Origin of the sequence: Gordonia sp. 852002-51296_SCH5728562-b (assembly GCF_001665475.1) — a bacterium.
In the GTDB taxonomy this organism is placed as follows: domain Bacteria; phylum Actinomycetota; class Actinomycetes; order Mycobacteriales; family Mycobacteriaceae; genus Gordonia; species Gordonia sputi.
In genome coordinates, this window is record NZ_LZMI01000096.1 from 1 (window position 1) to 24,257 (window position 24,257).

Consider the following 24,257-nt stretch of genomic DNA (forward strand, 5'->3'; position numbering starts at 1 on the left):
AACACAGTCCTCCTGAAACGACATGATCGCCGCAACCTCTCACCTGAGAGTGTTGCGACGATCATGTGAACCCGCCCTTCCGGTCGGGGTCGCTTTGTTTGGTGACCGACCTCGAAACGCAACGTCGGGTTGCCCCATACGCATCACAAGTCACAGAAATCTCACACGCCTCAGCGCGTCGCGCACGGATTCATCGTCCGGACAGGGTAAGAAACACCTGAGGCAAAATGTGGCTAGTGGGATGAATGTGATTTCTGAGGTGCGCGCAGACCGCGTGCACAGCGGAGTTCCGCCCCACCGGTGCGAAGGAGTGGGAATCGAATGCGTCGAGCGGTACGCGCTGATCGCGCGAAGGGGGATCGGGTGACGAACGAGCACGGATGGCGACAGGGACGTCGGATCACGCGTGTCGCGGCGACGGTGTCGGCGACGATCGCCGTGGCCGTCGGGATGACGATGGCGGGCCAGGCATCCGCGCCTGCCGATCCGCCTGCCGCACCTCCGGCCCCGGCTCAACCGGCGGCGCCTGCCGAGCAGGCAGCGCCCGCGCAGCCTGCAGCGGCACCTGCTCAGCCCGCACGCGTCACGAAGGTGTTCTGGTACACCGACCGGCGCGTCGCACTGTGGGTGCACTCGCCTGCGATGAACACCGACATCCAGGTGCAGATCCTGCTGGCGCGCGACTGGTGGGCGCGCCCGAACGCCAAGTTCCCACAACTGACCATGCTCGACGGCCTGCGTGCGCAGGACGACCAGAGCGGGTGGGTGCTGAACACCAACATCGTCGACTTCTACAAGGACAAGAACGTCAACGTCGTGCTGCCGATCGGTGGCGAGTCGAGCTTCTACACCGACTGGAAGCAGCCGGACCGCGGCAAGACCTACAAGTGGGAGACGTTCCTCATCCACGAGTTGCCGCCGATCATCGAAGGCGATTGGCGTTCGACGGATGTCCGCGGCATCGAGGGACTCTCCATGGGCGGCACCGGCGCGATGATGCTCGCGGCGCGCAACCCGGGCTTCTACAAGTTCGTGGCGTCGTTCTCGGGCATTCTGCAGTTGACGTCGACGGGTATGCCGCAGGCAATCCAGTTCGCGCAGCGCGACGGCGGTGGCTACAACTCGATGAACATGTTCGGGCCGCCGAGCGACCCGGCCTGGAAGGAGCACGACCCCTTCCTGATCGCCGACAAGCTGCGTGGCACAAGCCTTTACGTCTCGTCGGGCAACGGACTCGTCGGACCGCATGACAAGCCGTCGGACATCCCGCTGCTGGCAACGAACTACTCGGGCGTCGGTCTGGAACTGCTCAGCCGCGTCACGTCGCAGCAGTTCGCGATCAAGCTGAACGAGCTGGGCATTCCGGGGCAGGCCGTCTACCGACCGTCCGGAACCCACACCTGGGCCTACTGGGAGTTCGAGATGGCACAGGCGTGGCCTCAGGCCGCGGCGGCGCTCGGACTCGGTGGCGACAAGGTCGCGTGCCGTCCGTCGGCGGCGTTCAAGAAGGTCGCCGACGCCACCAAGCTGGGCGGCTGCCTCACCCCCGAGTACGCGGTACCGGGTGGACGCGCGCAGGACTTCTACAAGGGTCGCGTGATCACAGGTCCCAAGGGGCCCAAGGAGGTCGCGGGCGCGATCGGTGGGGCGTACGCCTCGATCGGTGGTCCCGGCGGCAAACTGGGTCTGCCGACCAGCGACGAACTGCCCACCAGGGATGGCAAGGGACGTTTCAACACGTTCGAGCGCGGCAAGATTTCCTGGACCGCCAATGGCGGGACGGTCATCGGCAAATGACCGCAAGTCGTCTCACCCGGTGCCGAGTGTGTTCGGATGATCGGCGCAGGCTCGGCGCCGGGTGTGGGTGCGCTGAGATCTCGCTGAGGAATCACAGCATTTTCGCAGGTGACGCCGATTTGATGGTCGGCGGCGGCTTGCGGTCGGAGTAGCCTGGCACGGTGCCGACAACGCCGGTCGGGTTGTGATGAGGAAGTGATGATGAGGAAGTTCTTCGGGTTGGGTGTGATGGTGGCCGGACTGGCCCTGGCGGGCGGTCTGACCGCATGCTCGGACGATTCGACAGCAAGTGCCCCGATCACGAGTGACCCCGTCACGACGACGTCGATGTACTCGTCTCCGTCGTCGTCGGCCGCGAAGTCGTCGGAATCGGAGCGCGCGTCGTCGGAAGCCGCCGCGCCGGGCGGCACCAAGGTGTCGGGTTCGACGACGCTGCCCGCGACGGCACCGAACAGTGGCACCAAGGTGCCCGAGAACTTCCCCGGCCCCGGCGGTGAGCCCGTGAGCGACAAGGGCAAGAAGTACCTGCAGGTGCTCAAGGACGAAAACGTCAGCTTCGCGGGCGACTCCGACAACTCCGTCGCGCTCAACAGTGCGGAATACGTCTGTTCGCAGCAGGCCAAGGGAGCCGATCCGACGACCGTGAAGGCTTTCGTCACCGCGATGATCGGTCCGAGTTCGAAGAACGCTGCCGACGCGAATTCGAAGGCGGACAAGGTCATCAAAGCCGCACGTGACAACTACTGCTAGGGGTGGCGGCCAAGCGAGGTGCAACCGGTCGACGTAAGGGTCGTCGACTGGGTCGAATCGCCCTGTTCCTAGCCCTTCTCGTCATCATCGCGGTCGTGTTGATCGTGATCTTGGTGATCACTCTGCTCAAGCCCGGACCGCCGAGCATTCCCGGCGGCCAGGGGCCGTCGACCAGCGCTCCGCCGTCGCCGGGGCGTCCGGAAGCGCAATCCGCGGACTGCCCGGACGTGCTGACGCTTGTCATCCCGGGCACCTGGGAATCGTCGGCAGACGACGACCCGATGAATCCGACGGCCAACAAGGCGTCGCTGATGCGCCGGGTGTCCACGGCGTTGCAGAACGAGTACTACCCGACCTCGCGCACCGAGGTCTACACCGTTCCCTACATCGCGCAGTTCCGTAACCCGACCAATCTCAACGACCGTCAGGCCGACTACAACGTGTCACGGCAGCAGGGCTACAACCGTGCTGCGGCAAAGCTGCGTGACACCAACAAGAAGTGTCCGCTGACGCGCTACGTGATCATGGGATTCTCGCAGGGCGCGGTCATCGGCGGCGACCTCGCGAGCAATATCGGCAACGGGCGCGGCCCGATCGATGCGTCGGATCAAGATCTGGTGCTCGGCGTCGGACTCATCGCCGACGGTCGACGCGAGAAGGGCCAGCAGAACGACATCGGTCCCGACCCCGACGGTGTCGGTGCGGAGGTCGCGCTCAGCGGAATGGGCAAGCTCGTGCCGGGGATCACGATGACGGGACCGCGTAGCGGTGGCTTCGGTGATCTGCGTGACCGAGTCCAATCAATCTGTGCGCCAGGCGATCTCATCTGCGATTCGCCAACCGTCGCCAATCCGGTCGGCGCCGTCGGTCAACTCGCGGGCGCCATCAACAATCCCGTTCACGCCATGTACGCGACCAAACGCTACTGGCAGCTCGACGGCATCAGCGCCACTCAGTGGATGTACGGCTGGTCGAACAAGGTCATCGCCGACGCCCCGCATCCCGCGCACAACTGACGCAGATCCGACGTCGCGTCCGATCCGACGACAACACGGACCGGTACGCGGCGTCGGATCGTCGCGTTCACCTGTCCTGCCCGCGCCCCACTAGGTCATATGTCCCGTCGGGCCGTGTTTGGGTAGGGCCGTCGACCTGCATTACCGTTGGGCGGTCGGGCACACCCGCCCACCAGACCAACCGGTAACCGCAGTGATGCGTGAGGAGAAACAGGCGACGATGAGTGACCCCGGTGAACTGCGCAAGTTTCGGTTCGGAGCCGGCGGCGAGGGCAACAAGGACGAGGGCGGCGCCCGCAAGTTCGTGAAGCTGGCGCAGACCGCGGAAGAGTACGGCTACGACACGTTCGCGGTACCCGACCACCTGGGCAACCAGGTCGGCCCGCTCGCAGCCCTCGGAGCGCTCAGCCAGGCGACGAGCACCATCCGTCTCGGTACTTCAGTGCTCGCCAACGGGTTCCGTCATCCCGCGATCCTGGCCAAGGAGGCCAACACGATCGACGTGCTGAGCAAGGGGCGACTCGAGCTCGGCATCGGCGCAGGGTGGATGAAGGAAGAGTTCGACAAGGCGGGCATCGAGTTCGAGACGCCCGGCGTGCGTATCAGGAAGCTCGACGAATCGCTGACCATCCTGGACAAGCTGATGCGCGGCGAGACCGTCGATTTCGACGGCGAGTTCTATCAGATCCGCGGCCTCGAGGGCAGTCCACGCCCGCGGCAGGGACCCCGACCGCCGATCGCGGTCGGCGGTGGCGGACCGAAGATGCTCGCGCTTGCGGCCAAGCACGCCGACATCATCTCCGTCGCACCGGGCACGACCCCCGACGGCAAGATGAAGCTGTCGGACATGACGATCGAGAAGACGGCGGCACGCGTCGACCGCATCCGCGAGGTCGCGGGCGACCGCTTCGCCGACATCGAGCTCAACTGGACAATCGCCGTCATCGTCATCACCGACGACCGCGAGGCCACCGCCGAAATGGCACTCAAGGCGCTGGCGCAGGGTTACCCGCCGAACATCGCTCACGACACCGAGTTCACCGTCGACGATGTGCTGACGTCGCCCTATATCGCGATCGGCTCGTTCGAGGAGATCGCCGACCAGATCCGCGAGGTGCGTCGACGCACGACGATGTCGTACGTGGGCGTCTTCCCCACTCAGATGGACGCGTTTGCACCTGTACTTGCACAATTGAAGGGGGAGTAGGATTGTCGACGGCCCATTTCGGCTTCGTCGAAATGGGCTGAAGTGAATTCACCTGCGAATAACCCGGGATATGTCGGAATTTCGGCGTCATGAAGGTGCAATCCACCACACACCAAGAATTCGGGTGAGTAGCCGAGTGTGCGCTACCGTGTCACGCGTTATCTATGCGGACACGACGCCCGAAAGACGTGGTACCTGCGGGGAGTGCCACGACACCGCGCCGACGAGGCGCACGGACGTGGCGTCCCGCGAGGGGGCCACAGGAGTAATGGATGCTGAACACAGAATTTGAGCAGTTCCTCGATGAGAGCGGCAACCTGCATTTCAACGAGGACGCGACGCTGGTCGACTACGTCGAGCGGAACGTGCGCGATCAGGCTGACACGCTGGCGTACCGCTTCATCGACTACAGCCGCGAACGCGACGGGGAGGCGCAAGACCTGACCTGGGCGCAGTTCGGCAAGCGGCTGCGCGCGGTCGCCGCCCGGCTGCAGCAGGTCACCAAGCCCGGTGACCGTGTCGCGATTCTTGCTCCGCAATCGCTGGAGTACGTGATCGGCTTCTTCTCCGCGCTCTACGCGAGCAACATCGCCGTGCCGCTCTTCAGCCCCGACGAGCCCGGCCACACCGACCGTCTGACCGCAGTGCTCGCCGACTGCAAGCCGACGGCAATCCTCACCTCCACCAAGTCGGCCGAGGCCGTGCGCGACTTCTTCGCGGGAGTCCCCGCGAAGGAACGTCCCCGCGTGATCGCCGTCGACGCCGTCCCCGACTCGGTCGGATCGAGCTGGGTGGCCCCGGTCGCGGGCAAGGACCACAACCGCGACACCGTCGCATACCTCCAGTACACCTCCGGCTCCACCCGCGTGCCCGCAGGCGTCGAGATCACCTACGAGGCCGTCGCGGCCAACTGCCTGCAGATCTACGACTGCATCGAGATCGACCGCAACGCGCGCGGCGTCACGTGGCTGCCGATGTTCCACGACATGGGCCTGCTCACGGTGATCCTCCCCGCACTCGGCGGCCGCTACATCACGATCATGAGCCCGCAGGCATTCGTCCGCAGGCCGGGACGTTGGATCAAAGAACTCGCAGCGGCCAGCGACGGCGCCGAGACATACGCGGCAGCCCCGAACTTCGCCTACGAGCACGCCGCAGCACGCGGTCTGCCCAAGGACGGCGAGCACCTCGACCTGTCGAACGTGATCGGACTGATCAACGGCTCCGAGCCCGTCACCGTCAGCTCGATGAAGAAGTTCAACGACGCATTCGGTCCGTACGGACTGCCCAAGACCGCGATCAAGCCCTGCTACGGCATGGCCGAGGCCACGCTGTTCGTCTCTGCGACACAGCGCAACAACGAGGCCAAGGTCGTCTACGTCGACCGCGACGAACTCAACGCCGGACACATGAAGGTCGTCGACCAGCATGCACCCAACGCCGTTGCACAGGTGTCGTGTGGACAGGTCGCGTTGAGCCAGTGGGCCACCATCGTCGACGCCGCCGAATACGACGAAACCGGAAAGGCCGTCGAGAAAGCCGACGGCGAGGTCGGCGAGATTTGGCTGCACGGACTCAACATCGGCGCCGGCTACTGGAACAAGGCCGAGGAGAGCGACGCAACGTTCCACAACACCATCGACACACCGCTCGAACAGGGCAGCCACACCGACGGCGCACCCGCAGACGCCCAGTGGATGCGCACCGGCGACTACGGCGTCTGGCTCGACGGCGAGCTCTACATCACCGGCCGCGTCAAGGACCTCGTGATCGTCGACGGCCGTAACCACTACCCGCAGGACCTCGAGTTCAGCGCACAGGAAGCCAGCACCGCGCTGCGCCCAGGCTTCGTGGCCGCCTTCGCCGTCCCCGCCAATCAGCTGCCGAGCGTCGTCTTCGAGAACGCCGCCAGCGGACTGAAATTCGACGCCGACGACGCGTCGGAGCAGTTGGTGATCGTGGCCGAGCGCGGACCGGGCAAGAAGACCGATCCGCAGGAGATCGCCGACACCGTCCGCGCCGCAGTGGCCCAGCGCCACGGCGTCATGGCCCGCGACGTACTGCTCGTGCCCGCGGGTTCGATCCCGCGCACCAGCAGCGGCAAGATCGCCCGCCGCGCCACCAAGACCGCATATGTCGACGGCCGACTCCGCGGCGGATACAAGCAGGATGCGTTCCCAGACTCGGTGTGATTTGGGCGCACGGCGCCTGCGCTTTCAGCGCCGCTCTTCGTCGTCGGCGGCGTCGTCGCTTCGCTCCGATGCCGCCTCCTCCTGCATCGCGGCGCGCGCAGGCGCCCTGCGCCGGTCCTCGGCTTCGTCGCTCCGCTCCTCGCCTGCGGCGTCCACCGCTGGTCGAGCGTCCACCGCTGGTCGAGCTTGTCGAGACCACCTCGCCCACCGCTGGTCGAGCTTGTCGAGACCACCCGCCGGTCGAGTGCCCACCGCTGGTCGAGCTTGTCGAGACCACTTCTGCCCACAACCCGCGCAGCCCTGGCTGCGCCGCCAAGTAGTCTGGTGACCGATGTCTGAACTGAACAACGAGCCGAACATCGAGCCTGCGGCCGACCCCGAGACCCCCAACAGCGAGAGCACCGACGGCGAGACCGCCGGCGGACTGACGGTCTCGGAACTGCGCGACTGGCTGCGGGAGTGGGTCGCGACGTCGACCGGAATCTCCGCGGAGCAGATCTCCGACGACCGCCCGATGGAGGAGTTCGGCCTGTCGTCCCGCGATGCGGTGGCGCTCGCCGCCGACATCGAGGACAAGACCGGCGTCGTACTGACCGCGACGGTCGCCTACAACCACCCCACCATCGCGATGCTCGCCAAGCGCATCATCGAGGGCGACCCCGACGAGGGCCTCGACCTCGACGCCGAGACCTTCTGGATCCGCGAGCGCAACGCCGACGACGACATCGCGATCGTCGGCCTCTCGACACGCTTCCCCAAGGCCGGGCAGACCCCCGACTCCACCTGGGAAGCCCTGATCTCCGGCCGCGACGGCATCTCCGACCTTCCCGACGACCGCTGGGCCGAGTTCAAATCCGATCCGCGCCTCGCGAAGGTCATCGATGAGTCCAACGTCAAGGGTGGCTACCTCGACGACGTCAAGAGCTTCGACGCCGACTTCTTCCAGATGAGTCCGCGCGAGGTCGAGATGGTCGACCCGCAACAGCGACTCGCACTCGAACTGGCATGGGAGGCACTCGAAGACGCCCACATCCCGGCCAGCGACCTCAAGGGCGCGCCGGTCGGCGTCTTCATCGGCACGTCGACCAACGACTACCAACTCCTCGCGGCCATGGGCCTCGACGACGGCGCTCACGACACCGCCGCGTACGCGCTCACCGGAACGTCGACGTCGATCGTCGCCAACCGCGTCTCCTACTTCTTCGACTTCCACGGTCCGTCGGTCGCGATGGACACGGCGTGTTCGTCGTCGCTGGTCGCCGTGCATCAGGCCGTGCGCAGCCTGCGTTCGGGTGAATCCGACGTCGCGCTCGCCGGTGGCGTCAACATGATCATCACGCCCGCCGCGACACTCGGCTTCGACAGCATCGGCGCGCAGGCCAAGGACGGCCACATCAAGGCGTTCTCGGCCGACGCCGACGGCATGATCCGCGCCGAGGGCGGCGGACTCTTCGTCCTCAAGCGCATTGCCGACGCCCGACGCGACGGCGACACCGTGCTCGCGGTGGTCGCGGGTTCGGCGGTCAACTCCGACGGACGCTCCAACGGTCTGCCTGCTCCGAATCCCGAGGCCCAGGTCGAGGTGCTGCGCTCGGCGTACACCGACGCCGCTGTCGATCCGCGCGGCGTCGACTACATCGAAGCGCACGGAACCGGCACGGTGCTCGGCGATCCCATCGAAGCCGACGCCCTCGGGCGCGTCGTCGGGCGCGGTCGACAGGCCGATGCTCCGGCGCTCCTCGGTTCTGCCAAGACGAACTTCGGGCACATGGAGTCCGCCGCGGGCGCAGGCGCGCTCGCCAAGGTGGTTCTCGCGATGCAGCACAACAAGCTGCCTGCGTCGCTCAACTACTCCGGCCCCAACCCCTACATCCAGTTCGACGCCGGCCACCTGAAGGTTGTCGAGGAGCCGACGGATTGGCCGCGCTACTCGGGTCACGCCGTCGCGGGTGTGTCGGGCTTCGGCTTCGGCGGCACCAACGCGCACGTCGTCGTCCGCGAGGTGCTGCCGAGCGACCTGTCGGGCGTGGTCTCGACAAGCTCGACCAGCGGATCGTCCCCGCTGGTTGAGTCGTCCTCGCTGGTTGAGCCTGTCGAAACCGACGACGACGAGGACTTCCTCACCGACGCCGAGCGGGCCGTCCTGGCCGCGCAGGCGAAGAAGGACGACGCGCCCGCCGAGGTCGTCGAGGTCGATCCCGCCGACGGCTTCGCCCCGTGCGCGGTCGAGGGATCGGTTGTGCCGCTGGTGCTTTCGGGATTCCTGCCGTCGCGGCGTCGTAAGGCTGCCGCGGACCTGCTCGAGTGGCTCGAATCCGACGAGGGTGCGGCGACGCCCCTCGCCGACATCGGACGCGCGCTCGCGCACCGTAACCACGGCCGCTCGCGGTCGGTCGTCATGGCACGCACCCACGAAGACGCGGTCAAGGGTGTGCGCGCCGTCGCGGAGGGTAAAGCGAATCCGCTTGTGTACTCGGCTGATTCGCCCGACGCCGCAACGGCGGTCTGGCTGCTCTCGGGCTTCGGGTCGCAGCATCGCAAGATGGCCAAGCAGCTCTACCTCGAGAACCCGGTCTTCAAGAAGTACGTCGACCGCGTCGACGAGTACGTGCAGAACGAACTCGGATACTCCATCGCCGAGATGTTCGTCGACGACGAGCAGACCTACGGCATCGAGACCGCGCAGGTCGGTATCTACACGATCCAGGTCGCGCTTGCCGACCTCCTGCGTCACCACGGCGCCGAACCCGGTGTGCTGGTACCGCATTCGATGGGCGAGGCCTCGGCCGCGTACATCAGCGGGGGACTCTCACTCGAAGACGCCACGCGCGTCATCTGCCAGCGCTCGCGACTCATGGGCGAGGGCGAGGCGACGCTCACCGGCGACGACATCCGCCTGATGGCACTCGTCGAATACAGCGCAGACGACATCAATGACGTCCTCGTCGACTTCCCCGACCTCGAGATCTGCGTCTACGCGGCACCCACGCACACCGTCATCGGTGGTCCCGAGCCCCAGGTCGACGCGATCGTCGCGCGAGCCGAGGCCGAGGGCAAGCTGGGTCGCAAACTGCAGACCAAGGGCGCGAGCCACACGTCGCAGATGGATCCGCTGCTGGGCGAATTGTCCTACGAACTCACCGGAATCGAGCCGAAGCGTCTCGAGACCGGCTTCTACAGCTCGGTCGATCGCGAGGCCTTCTACCGTGCGGGACACGAGCCCGTGCACACCATCGACTACTTCCTCAAGGGGCTGCGCCACAGCGTGTGGTTCAGCCAGGCGATCTCTAAGTCGGTCGAGAATGGCCATCGGACCTTCCTCGAGCTCTCGCCGAACCCTGCGGTGCTGATTTCCGTTGCGGCAGTGACGTTCTCGGCTGGTCTGCACGACGCCGAGCTGATCGAGACGCTGCGTCGCAAGGAGGACGAGAGCTTCGGCGTCGTCAACGCCCTGATGAAGCTCTACGTCCACGGACATCCCGTCGACGTCGGATCACTTTTCGGCACAGGCGATTACGCCGACATCCCGCGAACCCGGTTCGACCGCAAGCCGTTCTGGCTCACTGCGCAGATCTCCAGTGGTGGTACGGCAGGGCGGATTCCCGGTTCGCACGTCGCGCTTCCGGATGGCCGCCACGCCTGGGAGGTCAACGCCGCTGCGGTGACCGATCCGCGCGAATTGGTTCGTGCCGCGGCCGCAGAGGTATTCGACGACGCCCGCGTCGGCGCCGCGGCTACGCACGGTGAGTTACCGAAGACGGGCACGTTGACCACCACGCTGAGTCCGCACCCCGGCGGTGCGTCGGTGACGGTGCACACCAAGCGGGACAAGAACTTCCACCTCCTGTTCGAAGCGGTCGTCACGGGCACGTCAGATGCTGCCGGTGGCATCGCGGAACCGGCCGACGGCGCTGCGACGTCCACCGCTGGCACAGCCGAGGGCGCCATCGACCCGGCGAAGGTCGGCTACACCGATACCTCGCTGACGGTCGACGACGAGGTCGTCGACGAAATCGGTAACAAGTGGGACCCGGAATCCGGTGAGTCCGTTGGTGATCGACTCGCGATCATCGTCGGTGAGTCGATGGGCTACGATCCCGAGGATCTACCGCGCGAGATTCCGCTGATCGAACTGGGACTCGACTCACTCATGGCGGTGCGCATCAAGAACCGCGTCGAGTACGAATTCGACATTCCGCAACTGCAACTGCAGGCGATGCGTCAGGCGAATCTGTCCGACGTCGAGAAGTTCGTTGCGTTCGCGGTGACTCACCGCGACCAACTCGACGACCTCGCAGGCAAGGCCGCAGGCGAAGGCGAACTCGACACCGCTGCGCTCAACTCCTACATCGACGAGCAGCTCGCGAAGGATGATCTCGACAAGCTCGATCAGCGGTCGGGGGTCGATCAGCAGGAAAAGGCCGATCAGCGGGGTGATCTCGACAAGCTCGATCAGCAGGGGGCGCTCGATCAGCAGGAAAAGGCCGATCAGCGGGATGATCTCGACAAGCTCGATCAGCAGTCGAGGCTCGATCAGCGGGATGAGGCCGACCAGCGGGCTACGACCCCTGCGGCAGCGCCGGATCTGACGAGCCAGCAGGCCGTCGCAGAGGCTGCGGGCTCCGATGTTCCGCCGCGAGATGCCGCAGAGCGCTTGACGTTCGGCGTGTATGCGGTCATCACTGGCAAGTCGGCGGGTGGCATCTTCAACAAGCTGCCCGTGCTCGAAGAGGACGTCGCGCAGAAGCTCACCGACAAGCTCAACGAGCGCACCGGTGGCGACATCGACGTCGAGGACATCCTCGATTCGGAGACGATCGAGGAGATGTCGGACTATGTCCGCAAGTTCCTCGACGCCGCGGCCGACACCGATGGCTTCATCCGCTACCTGCGGCTGGTGCCGGAAGGCAAGAAGTCGTACGACCCGAGCGCGGGAGATCCGGTGCCCGCCTTGCTGTTCCACCCCGCGGGTGGCAACACCTCGGCGTACGAGGCGCTCCTCAAGCGGCTCCCCGAAGATCAGCCGGTCATCGGTTTCGACCGAGTCGAGGGCACCATCGAGGAGCGCGTCGCGCAGTATCTGCCGCGATTGCGTGAGGTCCAACCGCACGGCCCGTACGTACTGATCGGGTGGTCGCTCGGCGGCGCACTCGCGTACGGCTGCGCCAAGGTCCTGCGCGACGAGGGCGAGGACGTCGCGTTCGTCGGACTGATCGACGTGGTCCGACCGCGCCACGACGTTCCCGACACCCCGGAGAACAAGCGGGCACGACTCGAACGCTGGAAAGACTTCGCGATTCGCAACTACGACCTCGACCCCGACGTCCCGATCCCGATGGACCGACTCGTCGACGCCGACGACGAGGGCCAGTTCGCGATCATCATGGAGATGGTCTCGATGTCGGGCACCAAGATCCCCGGCGGCATCATCGAGCACCAGCGCACGTCCTTCGTCGACAACCGCGCGCTGACCAACATCGCGCCGCAGCCCTACAGCAGCAAGGTGATCCTCTACCGCGCCGACAAGATGCACGACGGCGCAATCGAACTCGAGCCGCAGTGGGCGGAGATCGACGAGGATGGCCGATGGGGCGAGGTCGTCGACGACCTGGAGATCATCCACATCGGCGGCGATCACCTGTCGATCGTCGACGAGCCCTACATCGCCAAGATCGGCGCCGATCTGACGAAGCGTCTTGCAGCCGTGGAGGCGAAGGCCACCAACTAGGACGGCCATCGAGGCCAAGCGAGAAGCGAAATCGGTGCGCTGGCACCGACATCCGCTAGTACCGACATCGAGGAAGAAGATCACGTGACCGACACCACCGCAGCCAAACTCGCCGATCTCCGCGTCCGGTTGGAGCAGGCACGCGAACCCGGTGGCGAGAAGGCGATCGAGAAGCGCGAGCGCAAGGGGATCTGTTCTCCGCGTGAGCGTCTCGACATGCTGTTCGATCCGGGGACCTTCGTCGAGATCGGTGCGCTCGCCAAGATGCCCGGAGCAGCACACACGGGTTACGGCGACGGCGTCGTGACCGGTCACGGACTGGTGCACGGCCGTCCCGTCGCGGCCTTCAGCCACGACCAGACCGTTTTCGGCGGCACCGTCGGAGAGATGTTCGGCCGCAAGGTGTCTGCGCTCATGGAGTGGGCAGGCAAGATCGGTTGCCCGATGGTCGGCATCAACGATTCGGCCGGTGCACGCATCCAGGACGCCGTGACCTCGCTCGCCTGGTACGCCGAGATGGGTCGTCGAAACGATCTGCTCTCCGGTCTCTCGCCGCAGGTCTCGGTGATCCTCGGAAAGTGTGCGGGCGGCGCGGTGTACACGCCTGCGAACACCGACATCCTCGTCGCGGTCGAGGACAAGTCATACATGTTCGTCACCGGTCCCGACGTCATCAAACAGACCACCGGCGAAGAGATTTCGGCAGAAGACCTCGGTAGCGCGCACAACCAGGCGCGGTGGGGCAACATCCACCACATCGCGCCGGACGAGAAGCAGGCATTCGAGTGGGTGCGTGAGTACCTGCAGTACATGCCGTCGACCAGCTTCGAAGAGCCGCCGGTCGTCAATCCGGGGCTCGAGCCGGAGATCACCGAATCCGACTTGGCTCTCAACGATTTCATGCCCGACAGCGACAACGCCGCGTACGACATGCGCGACATCATCGTGAAACTGTTCGACGACGGCGCGTTCCACGAGGTCGGTGAGTTGTTCGCACCCAACATCCTCACCGGTTATGCGCGCGTCGACGGTCACAGCGTCGGCGTCGTCGCCAACCAGCCGAGCGTGATGGCCGGAACGCTCGACACCGACTCGTCGGAGAAGGCGACGCGGTTTGTGCGTATCTGCAACGCTTTCCGCATTCCGCTCGTGTTCCTCGTCGACACCCCGGGAATCCTGCCGGGACTCGTGGAAGAGCAGAAGGGCACCATTCGACGCTCCGGCAAGTTCCTGTTCGCCTACGTCGAAGCGGATGTCCCGAAGGTCACCGTCGTGCTGCGCAAAGCGTACGGCGGAGCGTACGCGGTGATGGGTTCCAAGCAGCTCGGCGCCGACCTCAACTTCGCGTGGCCGACGGCGAAAATCGCTGTGATGGGCGCGGAGTCGGCGGCAGCGGTCCTGACTCGTCGGCAGACCGAGGGGATGTCGGCGCACGACGCCGACAAGGTGCGACGCGACTTCATCGACTTCTACAACACGATGATGGCCACGCCCTACCTCGCTGCGGAGCGCGGCTACATCGATGCCGTCATCGAGCCTGCCCAGACACGACTGCAGCTCCGTAAAGCGTTGGCGCAGTTGCGCGACAAGCAGACGATGCGCACGCCGCGTAAGCATCTGCTGATGCCGATCTGAGTTCGCACGCTCAAGAAGTAGTGCGTCAGGTGAAGCGGGACAAGATCACTCGAATCGCCTGGGTCACGATCGTCCGATCGTAGCTCTGCACAAACATGAACTCGCGATGGCCGCTGGGGCGTGGTCCGTGTATCTCACGCGCGGAAAGCAGTGCGGCGAAGTGCATTCCGAGCACGGCGACGTTCCATTCGTTGACGAGTGCGTCGTCGGAACTCAGCGGCGCGTAATGGATGTTGCCCTCACTCATGGGCCGGATTCCCTCGCCGTACACGCCGACGAGCCCCACCTTCTCCGACATCGCGCGCCAGCGTTGCGACGTCGACGATGCGAAGTGGTGTCGATCCTGGAAGGTGCCGAGGACGACCGCGACGCTTGCCTCTGTCGCGGTCCGTTCGAGGTCTTTACTCATCTCGAGTAGCAGTCGCTGGTCGGCCGGACGCGGCGCACCCGACTTCGATGCGATGGCGTACGGGGTTTTCTCGTCGGTGGGAGGCGTCGTGCGGGCGGGCAGGGGCGGGAGTTGAGAAATCGCGCCGAGCACCCTGTCGTCGGCATCAGAGACGGGCGGGTGCAGCGCGCCCAGCCCGTATCGGGCGCCGAGGGTCTCTGCGATCCGCCGATCCGCCTCGGTGTCGACTCCCGTCGCGATGACGATCGCGCCCGTGCGCTCGATGTGTGCGGCGAGCGTGTGTGCCAGGTGGGCGGTCTCGGGTGTCGGAACCGGCGCGAGGATGTCGGGGTGCAACAACACGACGTCGGGTTCGATGAGCGTGAGCAACGTTGCCGTTCGACGATCCGCGGTGATGCCCTCGATCGCGATCAGTCGTCCATCTCGCCGGGCCTGTGCGACCTGAGCGAGCCGCGACTGCGGACGCCGCAGCACGCTGCGCGGTTCGATCAGCAACGCCAAGGTCTCGCCGGCCGAGTATGTGCGCTGCGGATCGTAGAGGTCGATGTCGACCGCGAGGAAGAGTGGAATAGCCGCCGAGACGCGCCGGGCCGGAGCGGCGTCGGCAAATGCGAATTTCCGGGAATCGAGAGCCGTGCGCTGCTCCATGAGCGTTGCGGTTCGACGAAGAGCGCGAGGTGAGTCGAAATTGGTGCCCTTGGGGCCGCTGAGCTCGAGACTCGCGCCGACGAGGTTGCCGCCTGACAGTTCGAAGACAGGGCTGAACTGGGGCCTCAACTCCATACCGTGGAAGATCGACGCCGCGTCCCCGCCCCTGGTACTGGTCAGACCCTGGCTCATCCCTCACGCTCTCTGACGGAGCGCCAATGTCACCCCGACGTTTACGGCGCGGTCGGACCGCGCTATTCGCTGTCGTGAAGTGCTGATGCGACGAGCACTCCGAGCGTGAGAGTAGCAAACACTGCGACGCTGGTAGCGGTGAGTGCGAGGGAATCGAAGAGGCTGTCGACCGTGATGCCGATCCACAGACAGCCGATGGAGAGTAGCGCAGCGATGAGGAGGGTGCTGTGTTCCTCGTGATTGTCCGGGGCCGGCACGGTCCCCAGGGTGGACGCGCGACCGGCTTGGGGGTCTTCATCGGAGGTGAAGGTGCGCGGGGCGTCGGTGTTGGGGCGGTCGGTGTCCAGGCGGTCGGTGTTGGGGCCGTCGATATCAGGTTGGAGTGCGGGGAAATCGCCGGTGTCTGCTCGCTCGTCGGTGCGCACGAACGGATCCAGAGTGGGATCAGGTTTGGTGCTTGCGAAATCTCGGTTCTCGAAGCTCCCGGTTTCCAGCTCGTTGATCTCGAAGTCGTCGTGCTCGCGCGGGGGAATGTCGTGTGCCGTGTTATCCAGGATGCTCATCGTCGCCCCAATCAGACAGCGTGGACGCAATGCGGTGGTCCACTACGGAAGCGGTTGGCAGAATTCGGTTCGCTGGACGAAACAAGCCTTTTCTGTTGCAGTTTCTCGCGTTTTCTTTCCGTACTCAACGGTAGGCCACAGGATTTGTTACGGGTTGCAAAACAATCGCTGTTAGTGGAAATGTGACCATTTCGGAATGGGATTGCGCGCGTGTCTCGGCTGGGAGGTTTCGAGGCAAGGTAAGGCTGAACTTGCTGGTACGCGCCCATATTCAGAGCATCGACAAGCGTTGTGCGGGTAGTTGCGGGTGACCGTCAAGTAACGGTATGGCCAACGAGGTGGCCGATTCCGTAAGTCACGGCCATTGCTATTGCGCCACCAATCACGACGCGAATCATCGGTCGCCAGGGTTTCGAGCCGCCGAGTATCGCCCCGAGGGCTCCGGTAATCGCCAGCGCGATCAGGACAACGACGAACGTCACCGGAATCCGAATCGATGCGGGCGGCGCGAGAATCGCGATCAACGGTAGCGCTGCGCCGCTCGTGAACGACACGGCCGACGAGATTGCTGCCTGCCAGGGGTTGGTGAGCTCGTGTGGGTCGAGTCCCAGTTCGGCCTCGACGTGTGCGGCGAATGCGTCGTGCTCGGTCAACTCACGCGCGACCTGGCACGCCGTCGAATGTGTGAGTCCCTTGGCCTCGTAAAGCCCGACCAACTCCTCGAACTCGGCTTCGGGTTGTTCGGCCAGTTCGCGCGCCTCTTTGTCGAGCAGTGCGCGTTCGGTGTCGCGCTGGGTGCTGACCGAGACGTATTCGCCCAGCGCCATCGACACCGCTCCCGCTGCCAGCCCCGCGATGCCCGCGGTGAAGATCGGAGCTCGGTCGGTGGTCGCAGCGGCAACGCCGACGACGATGCCCGCCGTCGAGACGATGCCGTCGTTTGCCCCGAGCACGCCCGCCCGCAACCAGTTCAGCCGATTCGCGAGCGACCCCGCGTGTGGCTCGTCACCGTGGGCGTGGTCGTGCTCCGGCCGCGCGGCGCCTGCTGACCGCGCTGCGGGTTCCGCGTGCGTCGCGTGCGTTGCGGGTTCCGCGTGCGTTGCGTGCGTTGCGTTCTCCGGCTGCTCCGCGTTCCCCGGGTGTGCTGGTTGCTCTGCGTGCGAAGAATCGTCGATGCTCATGAGCACCAATGATGCGCGCTCACAGCGTGAGCGCAAGCAAGGTGAACATGCCCTCACCACGCTGAACGGCCCGACCCGAGCCGCAAATACACGTGTTTCTGACACCTGCACGCGAAGCTTTGCGCGCATCTGTCAGAAACACGTGTATTTGCGACGCCGCGCCGGCCCGCGCCCCGCCGACGCCGCGGCCGAGCGTGCGGTCAGTACCCGCTCGACCGAATGGGGCCGGGGTCCCAGAGTCCGGATCGGCGCGCGGTGCCGAGTTCGAGCTGTGCCGGGGGTGCGGGGTCGACCTCGGTGAAGCGTTGCAGTCCGCCCCAGTCGCGGCCCCAGTTGTTGCGCAGGTACGTGGGGATCAGGGTGGGGATGAGCGTGGCCTCGGTGATACCGAGCGGCCCGCCAGCGGTCCCCGACATCCAGGTCTGGCTGTTCTTCTGGGTGGCCTCGGCGTCGGGCATGATGCGCCAGCGCGGCACCTGCATCACTCCGTTGCGCACCTTCATCGGCTGCTGGCACGGGAAGACGAGTCCCGACACCCAGTCGATGAAGACGGGATCGGTCGTTCCGACGACGTCGTTGAGCGTCCGCAGGACCGGAACCCGCGGTGGGGTGACCGCAACCCATTCCGACGGTGCCCCGGACGTGTCACGCACGACGATCCGCGCGAGTGTCGCCTGTGCCGGTGCGTCGGCGAGTGGGAATCGGAGGTTGCGCCACGTCGGAGCCGTTCCGACGTCGAGTGGCGACATCGTTCCCAGGCGCTGCACCGTGCCGCCGGCCCCGACGCGTCCGAACTCGACGGTCACGTCCTGACCGTCGGTGCGCAGTCCATCGCCGTCGACGGCGTCGACCGAGCCCGCGACGGCGACCGTGAGCAGCGGCTTGTCGGCGCTTCGTTGCGGCACCTGGTACCAGCCGGTTGTCACCGATCCCGTTCCCGACGGCGCGCCGTAGGAGCCGAGTACCGGAGTGCTCGCCGGATTGAGTCCGAAGGGCAGCCGCACGGTGGAACCGTTGACGCCGCGCGCGCCCTGCCCACCCTCCGTGCCGCCCTGCGAGGCGTCGGTTGTCTGGTCGCGATCGTCGGAACCCGCGCCCGTCGGTGAAGAGTTCGTCGGCGCAGAACTCACCGCGCCCGACGACCCCGATGAGTCCGTGTCCTCCGTGGCGTCGACCGACAGCTTGTTCGCCACACCGTTCGGGGTGAACCCGGCAGCCGGAGAGCCCTGCCCCGCGCCTGCGAGGGCGTCGGAGATGCTCGGCGCGGGTCGGCCGTCGACGGCGGCAGGAGCGAGCATGCCTGCGTTGACGTCGGCCTCGACGAGGACGTCGTTGGCAAGGCCGCACTCGTTGCCGGTGAGGGCGCGTGCGTTGGAGTTCAGCCACGACCATGAATCCCGTTGCACGTAGGCGGCTTTCGCGAACGATGCCACCATGAACAGCACCATGCAGACCGAAATGACCGGCAGCGGAGAGAACTTCAGCCTGCTGTACCAGTGCTCGGAGTGTCCGGTTCGCGTCTGTTCGTCGGTGTAGTCGTCGCGCAGGTGGAACCACAGACCCGCCGCCGCAGTGAGCACCGCGGCGATCAGGAAGATCCACCACAGGCTCACGCCGCCGACCGACGGCTGTCTGTCCCACCACGGGATGCCGTAGCTGCCGACGAACCACCAACCGTTGGTGCCCGCGAACGAGATTCCGGTGACCGCGAGAACCGCCGCCGCGAAGAACGCACGGTTGCGGCGCGATCGCAGAATGGTCGGCGCCATCATCGCGCCCGCGGCGGCCGCGAGTCCGCCTGCGATTCCGGCGTAGACGCCGAAGTGATGAGTCCACTTGGTCGGAGTGAACGCGATGAAGAACATCGTGCCGAGCGTGACCGCGATCAGTCGCCAGATCGGTGCTCGCGCAACGCCGTTGGGATGCTGTTTGCGCAGCAGTCGCAGGAGCACGACGACAAGGCACAGGATCATGATCAGCACGCCGTAGCGACGCGCGAGCGTACCGTCGGCGGTGGGCAGGATGAGGTAGTAGTAGCGAATCGGCTCCTGCCACCACTCAAGTGTCGGGCCGACATCTGTGGCCACCTTGTTGCCCGCGATCAGCGGGGCCAGTGGCTGGTCGGCGAAGATCTCGTACAGCACAAGGGTTCCGGCCGCGAAGATCGGCGCGAGCATCGGGAGCAGTCCGTCGCGCCGACGTCGCGACACGATGGTGCGCACGATGGGACGGACACCCGCGAGCAGCGCGGCCACGGCCATGAGACCACCGGGAGCCAGCGCAAGGGTGAACGCCGCAACGGCGACGGCGACCGCATACGGCAGCAATCTGCGTGTGGCGATGGCACGTTCGACGCAGCACCACGTGAGGAGTGCGCCGACCGCTTCCGCAGGTTCGGGCCGCAGACCGTTGTTGTAGGGCAACCAGAGTGCGAGATAGACGAATGCTGCCGACCACACAGCCGGAGTGCTGGTGCGCACCGCTCGGCCCAGGCGCGGGATCACCTCGCGGGAGATCAGCCACCATCCGAGAAGTCCGAGCAGGAAGGCGGGCAGGCGCATCCACGGCGTGGCGAGACTGACGTGCGTCATCGCGGCGATCACCTGGAAGTGCCAGCCGAACGGGTCCTGTGGCACACCGAAATAGCGGAAGTAGTTGTCGGCGTAGCCCGCATCGCCGGTGATGCGTCCGACGATGAAGTTGTAGCCGTCGTCGGAGGTGTTGGCCCCCGCCAACCACCAGAACGCGAGTATGGCGAGCACCGCGAGATCGGGGCCGCGGATGGTGAACCAGCCTGCGGGTAGGAATCGCCTGTGGCCCCTGCCATCTCGCGAGTCGAGCACGCCGAGCGCGACAAGCGACAGCAGCGTCATGATGATGCCGATGATGATCGCGGCCAGTTTCAGTGGCGTCGGTGAACTCACGTATCTGGTGTCGATCGTGGCGTGCATCGACAGGCCGTCGCGCGATGCCGAGGCGGGAAGATCGGTGTAGACCCCGACGATCTGCGGGCGCATCTCGTGGTCGGGAGTCGAGTACGTCAACAGGCTTCCCGCACCAGCCGACGTCCCGTCGATCTTCGCGTTCACCCCGTGCTCGTCGGCGTGGAACAACACGGTGCACGACGAATTATCCTGCGCGGCTGCGCGTTCGGTCGAGAGGATCACGACGTCGCGATCGGTCACGGTGAGCGTCGACGCGTCGGCGCGGACGAATAGTCCGCGCGCACTGGCGTCCTGTCCGCCCGCGGGCGTCGTCGACATCAGGACGCCGCCCGACGCGGGCAGGTCACGGGCCAGTGAGCACGGAACCCGCAGATCCATGTCGACGGGAACGAACGAGACGAGTGGTGCGGCGACGTTGCCGACGCCCTCGCCCTGCGGCCACGACAGGGCCGCCGTCGACTGGGTGACCGGCAGCAGCGGAGTGGCAACTGCGAGAAGGACACCGAGCATTCCTGCCACGGCCGCGATGATCTGTGCCCGGCGGTAATTGCGCGGCGTCCGCGTGGTGGATTCGTCGCGGTCCGGGGTCTCGGTCGGAGTCTGTGGTGTCGGATCAGTTGTCATCGGACTGCGGCTCCACCCTGATCGAACCATCGTGTGACCAACCCCAGCGGGTGATCTGTGACGTCTGTAGCTGTGCTGACGGTGCGTCCGGGGTGAGCGGTGAAAGTCGTTCCAGCGCACCCCATTCCCGCGTCCAATCGTCCTTGAGATACGTCGGGACGGCCTGTGCGGCCGTCGTGGTCTCCGAGATGCCGAGAAGTCCGCCGTCGACTCCCGCCTGCCAGGTCTTCGATTGCGAGTTGGCGAAGGGGTAGTCGGGCAGGATGCGCCAGCGTGGGATCTCCGCCACCCCGTTGGTCACCCGCATCGGTTGCTGGCACGGGAAGTGCGCGGCGACCATGAAGTCGATCAGCGTGGGGGTCTGGGACCCGACGACCTGCTGAAGGGTCTGTAGGCGTGGTGCTCGCGGCGGTGTGATCCCGATGAACTGGTACTGCCCGAGGTTGTTGTCCAACAGCGACATTCGCATCGCCGACGTTCTCGGTGGCGCAGCACTCATGGGTACGCGCAGGTTGCGCCACGGCCGGTTGGAGATGACCGGCCCGGGATCGATCGGGAGGATGTCGGGTCCGATCTGGGTGAACGACCCGTCGGGTCCCCTGGTGCCGAACTGGACAACGAGTTTCTGCCCGAAGTTCGTGACCCCGAAGGTATCCACCGTCGAAATCGCACCCGCGGCCGAGACGACGAGCAGCGGGGTCGCGGCACGATCGGCGGGCAGGTCGTACCAGTCGGTGGTGAGTCGGGCCTCGCCCGCGTAGCCGTAGCTACCGAGGACCGGCGTCGTCGCGGGATCGAGTCCGTAGGGGAGTGCGACTGTCGACCCGTTGACGGTTTCGGGTCCGCGGCCACCCGTGGTGCCTGCGCCCAATCCGCCCGTGATCGAGAACGGTCGTGCGGGGCTTGCCGCCACGTTCATCTGGCCGGGGCGCTGACTGCCCGGCTCCGGCGAGAGATCGTCGGGGATGCCGTTGGGGGAGAATCCGACGGCAGCATCCGGTCCGCTTGTGGCTCCCGAGAGTGCCTGTGTCGCAGTCCGTCCGTCGGCGGGTCGAAGCATTCCGGTGTTGGGATCGGATTCGACGAGCACGTCGTCGGCCATGCCACAGTTGTTGCCGCGCAGCGTGTTCACGTTCTCGGCGAACACCGTGGTCGCGGGATAGCGCGATGCGACCGCTTTGGCGAACACCAGCAACTCCGCGATCACCATGAGGCCGGCGATCAGAGCGATGGGCGACGAGGCGAGGAAGAGTCGTCGACGATCGGCCCGCGACTCGCCGGGTCCGTCGGTCGTATGCGAAAGTCCCTTGTTCTCAACATAATCGAGTCGAAGGTGCTGCCACACCGCGATTCCGGCGGCGATCACGGCCAGGATCAGGAACAGCGTCGACACCGGTCTGCCCGCGATGATCGGGGCGCGGTCGAACCACGAGATGCCGTATTCGTAGGCGAATGGCCAGGCGTTGTAGCCGGCCATCGCGGCGGCGAGGGCGAAGAACAGTCCCGAGACGAAGACCGTCAGATTCCGTGCCGAGCGTGCGGCAGATTGCGCGACAGCCAGAGTCGCGATCGCTGCGATCGCGGCGGCGAGTCCCGCGAAGACGCCGAACTGGATCGTCCACTTCGTCGGGATGAAGGCGAACAGCACAAGGGTGACGCCGATGGCGCCGATCAGTCGCCACGTGGGACCGGCGTGGACACCGGCAATTCGCCCGCGCCGCAACATCACTGCGACTGTGACGACCAGTCCCGCCAACAGCAGCAGTACGGGGACACGGCGGGTGAGCGCTCCGTCGTCGGTGACGACGGAGATGAAGTAGTAGCGCAGATACTCCTGATACCAACCGATGACGGGTCCGACGACGTAGCGGACGCGGATCGCCTCGACCACCGTGGCGATCGTCTGGTCGCGGAACACGACGACCAACACGAGAAGTCCGGCGGCGATGGTGGGTGCGAGTAGGGGGAGCAGCCCGTCGGAGCGCCTGCGCACGAGCAGTACGTGCAGCAGTGCGCGGGACGAGGCAATCAGGATCGCGACGCCGATGATGCCCTGTGGCGCAAGGGCAAGCGTGAATGCCGCGAGGCCCGCCGCGATGGCTCCGGGAAACAGTTTGCGGGTCGCGAGTGCGTGTTCTGCCGCCCACCACGTGAGCAGCGAGCCCAGCACGATGATTCCCTCGGGACGCAGACCGGAGCAGAACGGCAGCCAGAAAGCGGTGAAGACCAGTGCTGCCGACCATTGCGCCCAGCCGCTTCGTCGAACAGCAGAACCCAGGCGTGGCAACAGGATTCGACTCAGCACAAACCACGAGGCGAGTCCCGCGATCAGTGCGGGGATGTGCATCCACAGGATCGACGGCGAGATCGACGACCAGTGCGCCAGGAACGAGTAGTACCAGTCGAATGGAGCCTCGGGGATGCCGTACCAGCGGTAGTAGTTGGCGAGATAACCGAACGACGACGCCGTGCGCCCCATATTCAGGATGTACCCGTCGTCGGGGCTGCCCGCGCCGAGGAACAACCAGATCACCAGCACCGCGGTGACCGTCAGGTCGGTGGCGCGGGGACGCAGGAGGCGCAGCCATCCGGTGCGGCGTCGAGGTCGGTGCCGGACGTCGTCGCTCATCCGGTCGAGCAGGAAGAGTGCGACGAGCGAGACGATCACCGCGAGCACCGCCAGCACCATCAGAACGAGCTTGAGCGTCGTCGGCGAACTCTCGTAGCGATTGTCGATGCGGATGTCGACCCGCATCCCCGCATCAGCGGCCGCCCGTGCCTGGTCGGGCGTCAGGTCGCTGAACACGCCGTCGATCTGAGGGCGCTTGTCGGGCTCGAGGGTTGTGGCGGCACCGAGGCCGACGAACTGTGCGCCGGGACCGTCCGGCGACGACCAGACGTGCAGTTCGCTACAGCGCCCCAGATCGGCTCTCGGCGCCGACGCCGCGACGGAGTTGCGGAAGGTCGCGGTCACGGTGTCGCCCGCGGTCACGTAGAGGGCAGAGGCCTTGGAGTCCTGCGCGGAGACTGCCATCGTCGACATGATGAGCGTCGACTTGCCCGCGGGTGCGTCGGCGAGCACGCGGCACGGGATGCGGACGTCCAGCGATTGCGAGGTCTGCGCGATCAGCGGCGCGGTGACCGACGACGTCGTCGACGCGAGTTGTTGACCCTGCGGCCAGGAGAACGATGCGTCGGTGCTGTGTACGGGCAGGAACCCGATCAGCAGACACAGCACAGCGCCCAGTAGGCCGGAGACCGTGGCGACCAGCCCGACGGTGCGACGCGAGCCGATCGTCGACTTCTCTGCCGGTGGCGAAGCATCGGACTCGGCTGGCGGGGCTGTCGCAGGCACGGTCACTGATGTTAG

The 24,257-nt window shown here is 65.9% G+C and carries 13 protein-coding genes; 7 read left to right on the forward strand and 6 right to left on the reverse strand.

Annotated features, from left to right (window positions below; all coding sequences use genetic code 11):
* The first annotated feature begins 450 nt into the window (after nt 1-450).
* From A5766_RS16875 to fadD32, 5 genes are all read left to right on the forward strand, one after another.
* Nucleotides 451-1,797 carry an alpha/beta hydrolase-fold protein gene (locus A5766_RS16875; RefSeq protein ID WP_064905648.1) on the forward strand — a complete coding sequence of 449 codons (1,347 nt, stop codon included), beginning with the start codon at nt 451-453 and terminating at the stop codon, nt 1,795-1,797.
* A gap of 201 nt (nt 1,798-1,998) precedes the next feature.
* Nucleotides 1,999-2,547 carry a DUF732 domain-containing protein gene (locus A5766_RS16880; RefSeq protein WP_156527503.1) on the forward strand — a complete coding sequence of 183 codons (549 nt, stop codon included), beginning with the start codon at nt 1,999-2,001 and terminating at the stop codon, nt 2,545-2,547.
* Nucleotides 2,548-2,549: 2 nt separating this feature from the next.
* A complete protein-coding gene (locus tag A5766_RS16885; protein ID WP_064905624.1) occupies nt 2,550-3,563 on the forward strand; it encodes a cutinase family protein in 1,014 nt (337 codons plus the stop codon).
* A 220-nt stretch (nt 3,564-3,783) separates the two neighbouring features.
* Nucleotides 3,784-4,770: an LLM class F420-dependent oxidoreductase gene (locus A5766_RS16890; RefSeq protein ID WP_005208221.1), complete on the forward strand. Its 987-nt coding sequence runs from the start codon at nt 3,784-3,786 to the stop codon at nt 4,768-4,770.
* Between the two features lie 272 nt (nt 4,771-5,042).
* Nucleotides 5,043-6,962: a long-chain-fatty-acid--AMP ligase FadD32 gene (gene fadD32 / locus A5766_RS16895; RefSeq protein ID WP_005208220.1), complete on the forward strand. Its 1,920-nt coding sequence runs from the start codon at nt 5,043-5,045 to the stop codon at nt 6,960-6,962.
* Nucleotides 6,963-6,986: 24 nt separating this feature from the next.
* Here the strand turns inward: fadD32 and A5766_RS24475 are convergent, their stop codons facing one another.
* Complete coding sequence (locus A5766_RS24475; RefSeq protein WP_156527500.1) at nt 6,987-7,136, reverse strand: hypothetical protein; 150 nt, start codon at nt 7,134-7,136, stop codon at nt 6,987-6,989.
* Nucleotides 7,137-7,293: 157 nt separating this feature from the next.
* Here A5766_RS24475 and pks13 point away from each other — a divergent pair, with 157 nt between their 5' ends.
* Together pks13 and A5766_RS16905 are read left to right on the forward strand one after the other, a co-directional pair.
* Complete coding sequence (gene pks13, locus A5766_RS16900) at nt 7,294-12,690, forward strand: polyketide synthase Pks13 (RefSeq protein ID WP_064905626.1); 5,397 nt, start codon at nt 7,294-7,296, stop codon at nt 12,688-12,690.
* A gap of 84 nt (nt 12,691-12,774) precedes the next feature.
* Nucleotides 12,775-14,325, forward strand: coding sequence for an acyl-CoA carboxylase subunit beta (locus A5766_RS16905; RefSeq protein ID WP_005208211.1), 1,551 nt, complete (start codon nt 12,775-12,777; stop codon nt 14,323-14,325).
* 25 nt (nt 14,326-14,350) lie between these two features.
* Here the strand turns inward: A5766_RS16905 and A5766_RS16910 are convergent, their stop codons facing one another.
* From A5766_RS16910 to A5766_RS16930, 5 genes are all read right to left on the reverse strand, one after another.
* On the reverse strand, nt 14,351-15,574 hold the full coding sequence (locus A5766_RS16910; protein ID WP_082965553.1) for an EAL domain-containing protein: 1,224 nt from the start codon (nt 15,572-15,574) through the stop codon (nt 14,351-14,353).
* A 62-nt stretch (nt 15,575-15,636) separates the two neighbouring features.
* Nucleotides 15,637-16,137 carry a hypothetical protein gene (locus A5766_RS16915; protein ID WP_005208209.1) on the reverse strand — a complete coding sequence of 167 codons (501 nt, stop codon included), beginning with the start codon at nt 16,135-16,137 and terminating at the stop codon, nt 15,637-15,639.
* A gap of 314 nt (nt 16,138-16,451) precedes the next feature.
* The gene (locus A5766_RS16920) at nt 16,452-17,324 is read right to left on the reverse strand and encodes a VIT1/CCC1 transporter family protein (protein WP_005208208.1); all 873 of its coding nucleotides are present in this window, start codon (nt 17,322-17,324) and stop codon (nt 16,452-16,454) included.
* 194 nt (nt 17,325-17,518) lie between these two features.
* Complete coding sequence (locus A5766_RS16925) at nt 17,519-20,887, reverse strand: arabinosyltransferase domain-containing protein (RefSeq protein WP_082965554.1); 3,369 nt, start codon at nt 20,885-20,887, stop codon at nt 17,519-17,521.
* On the reverse strand, nt 20,877-24,242 hold the full coding sequence (locus A5766_RS16930; protein ID WP_082965556.1) for an arabinosyltransferase domain-containing protein: 3,366 nt from the start codon (nt 24,240-24,242) through the stop codon (nt 20,877-20,879). Before A5766_RS16930 ends, A5766_RS16925 begins: the two co-directional genes overlap by 11 nt.
* Nucleotides 24,243-24,257 lie beyond the last annotated feature (15 nt).

Coding starts and splice junctions, on each gene's coding strand:
- A5766_RS16910 (WP_082965553.1), bottom strand. CDS start 15,574: ATGAGCCAGGGTCTGACCAGTACCAGGGGCGGGGACGCGGCGTCGATC.
- A5766_RS16890 (WP_005208221.1), top strand. CDS start 3,784: ATGAGTGACCCCGGTGAACTGCGCAAGTTTCGGTTCGGAGCCGGCGGC.
- pks13 (WP_064905626.1), top strand. CDS start 7,294: ATGTCTGAACTGAACAACGAGCCGAACATCGAGCCTGCGGCCGACCCC.
- fadD32 (WP_005208220.1), top strand. CDS start 5,043: ATGCTGAACACAGAATTTGAGCAGTTCCTCGATGAGAGCGGCAACCTG.
- A5766_RS16925 (WP_082965554.1), bottom strand. CDS start 20,887: ATGACAACTGATCCGACACCACAGACTCCGACCGAGACCCCGGACCGC.
- A5766_RS16880 (WP_156527503.1), top strand. CDS start 1,999: ATGAGGAAGTTCTTCGGGTTGGGTGTGATGGTGGCCGGACTGGCCCTG.
- A5766_RS16875 (WP_064905648.1), top strand. CDS start 451: ATGACGATGGCGGGCCAGGCATCCGCGCCTGCCGATCCGCCTGCCGCA.
- A5766_RS16915 (WP_005208209.1), bottom strand. CDS start 16,137: ATGAGCATCCTGGATAACACGGCACACGACATTCCCCCGCGCGAGCAC.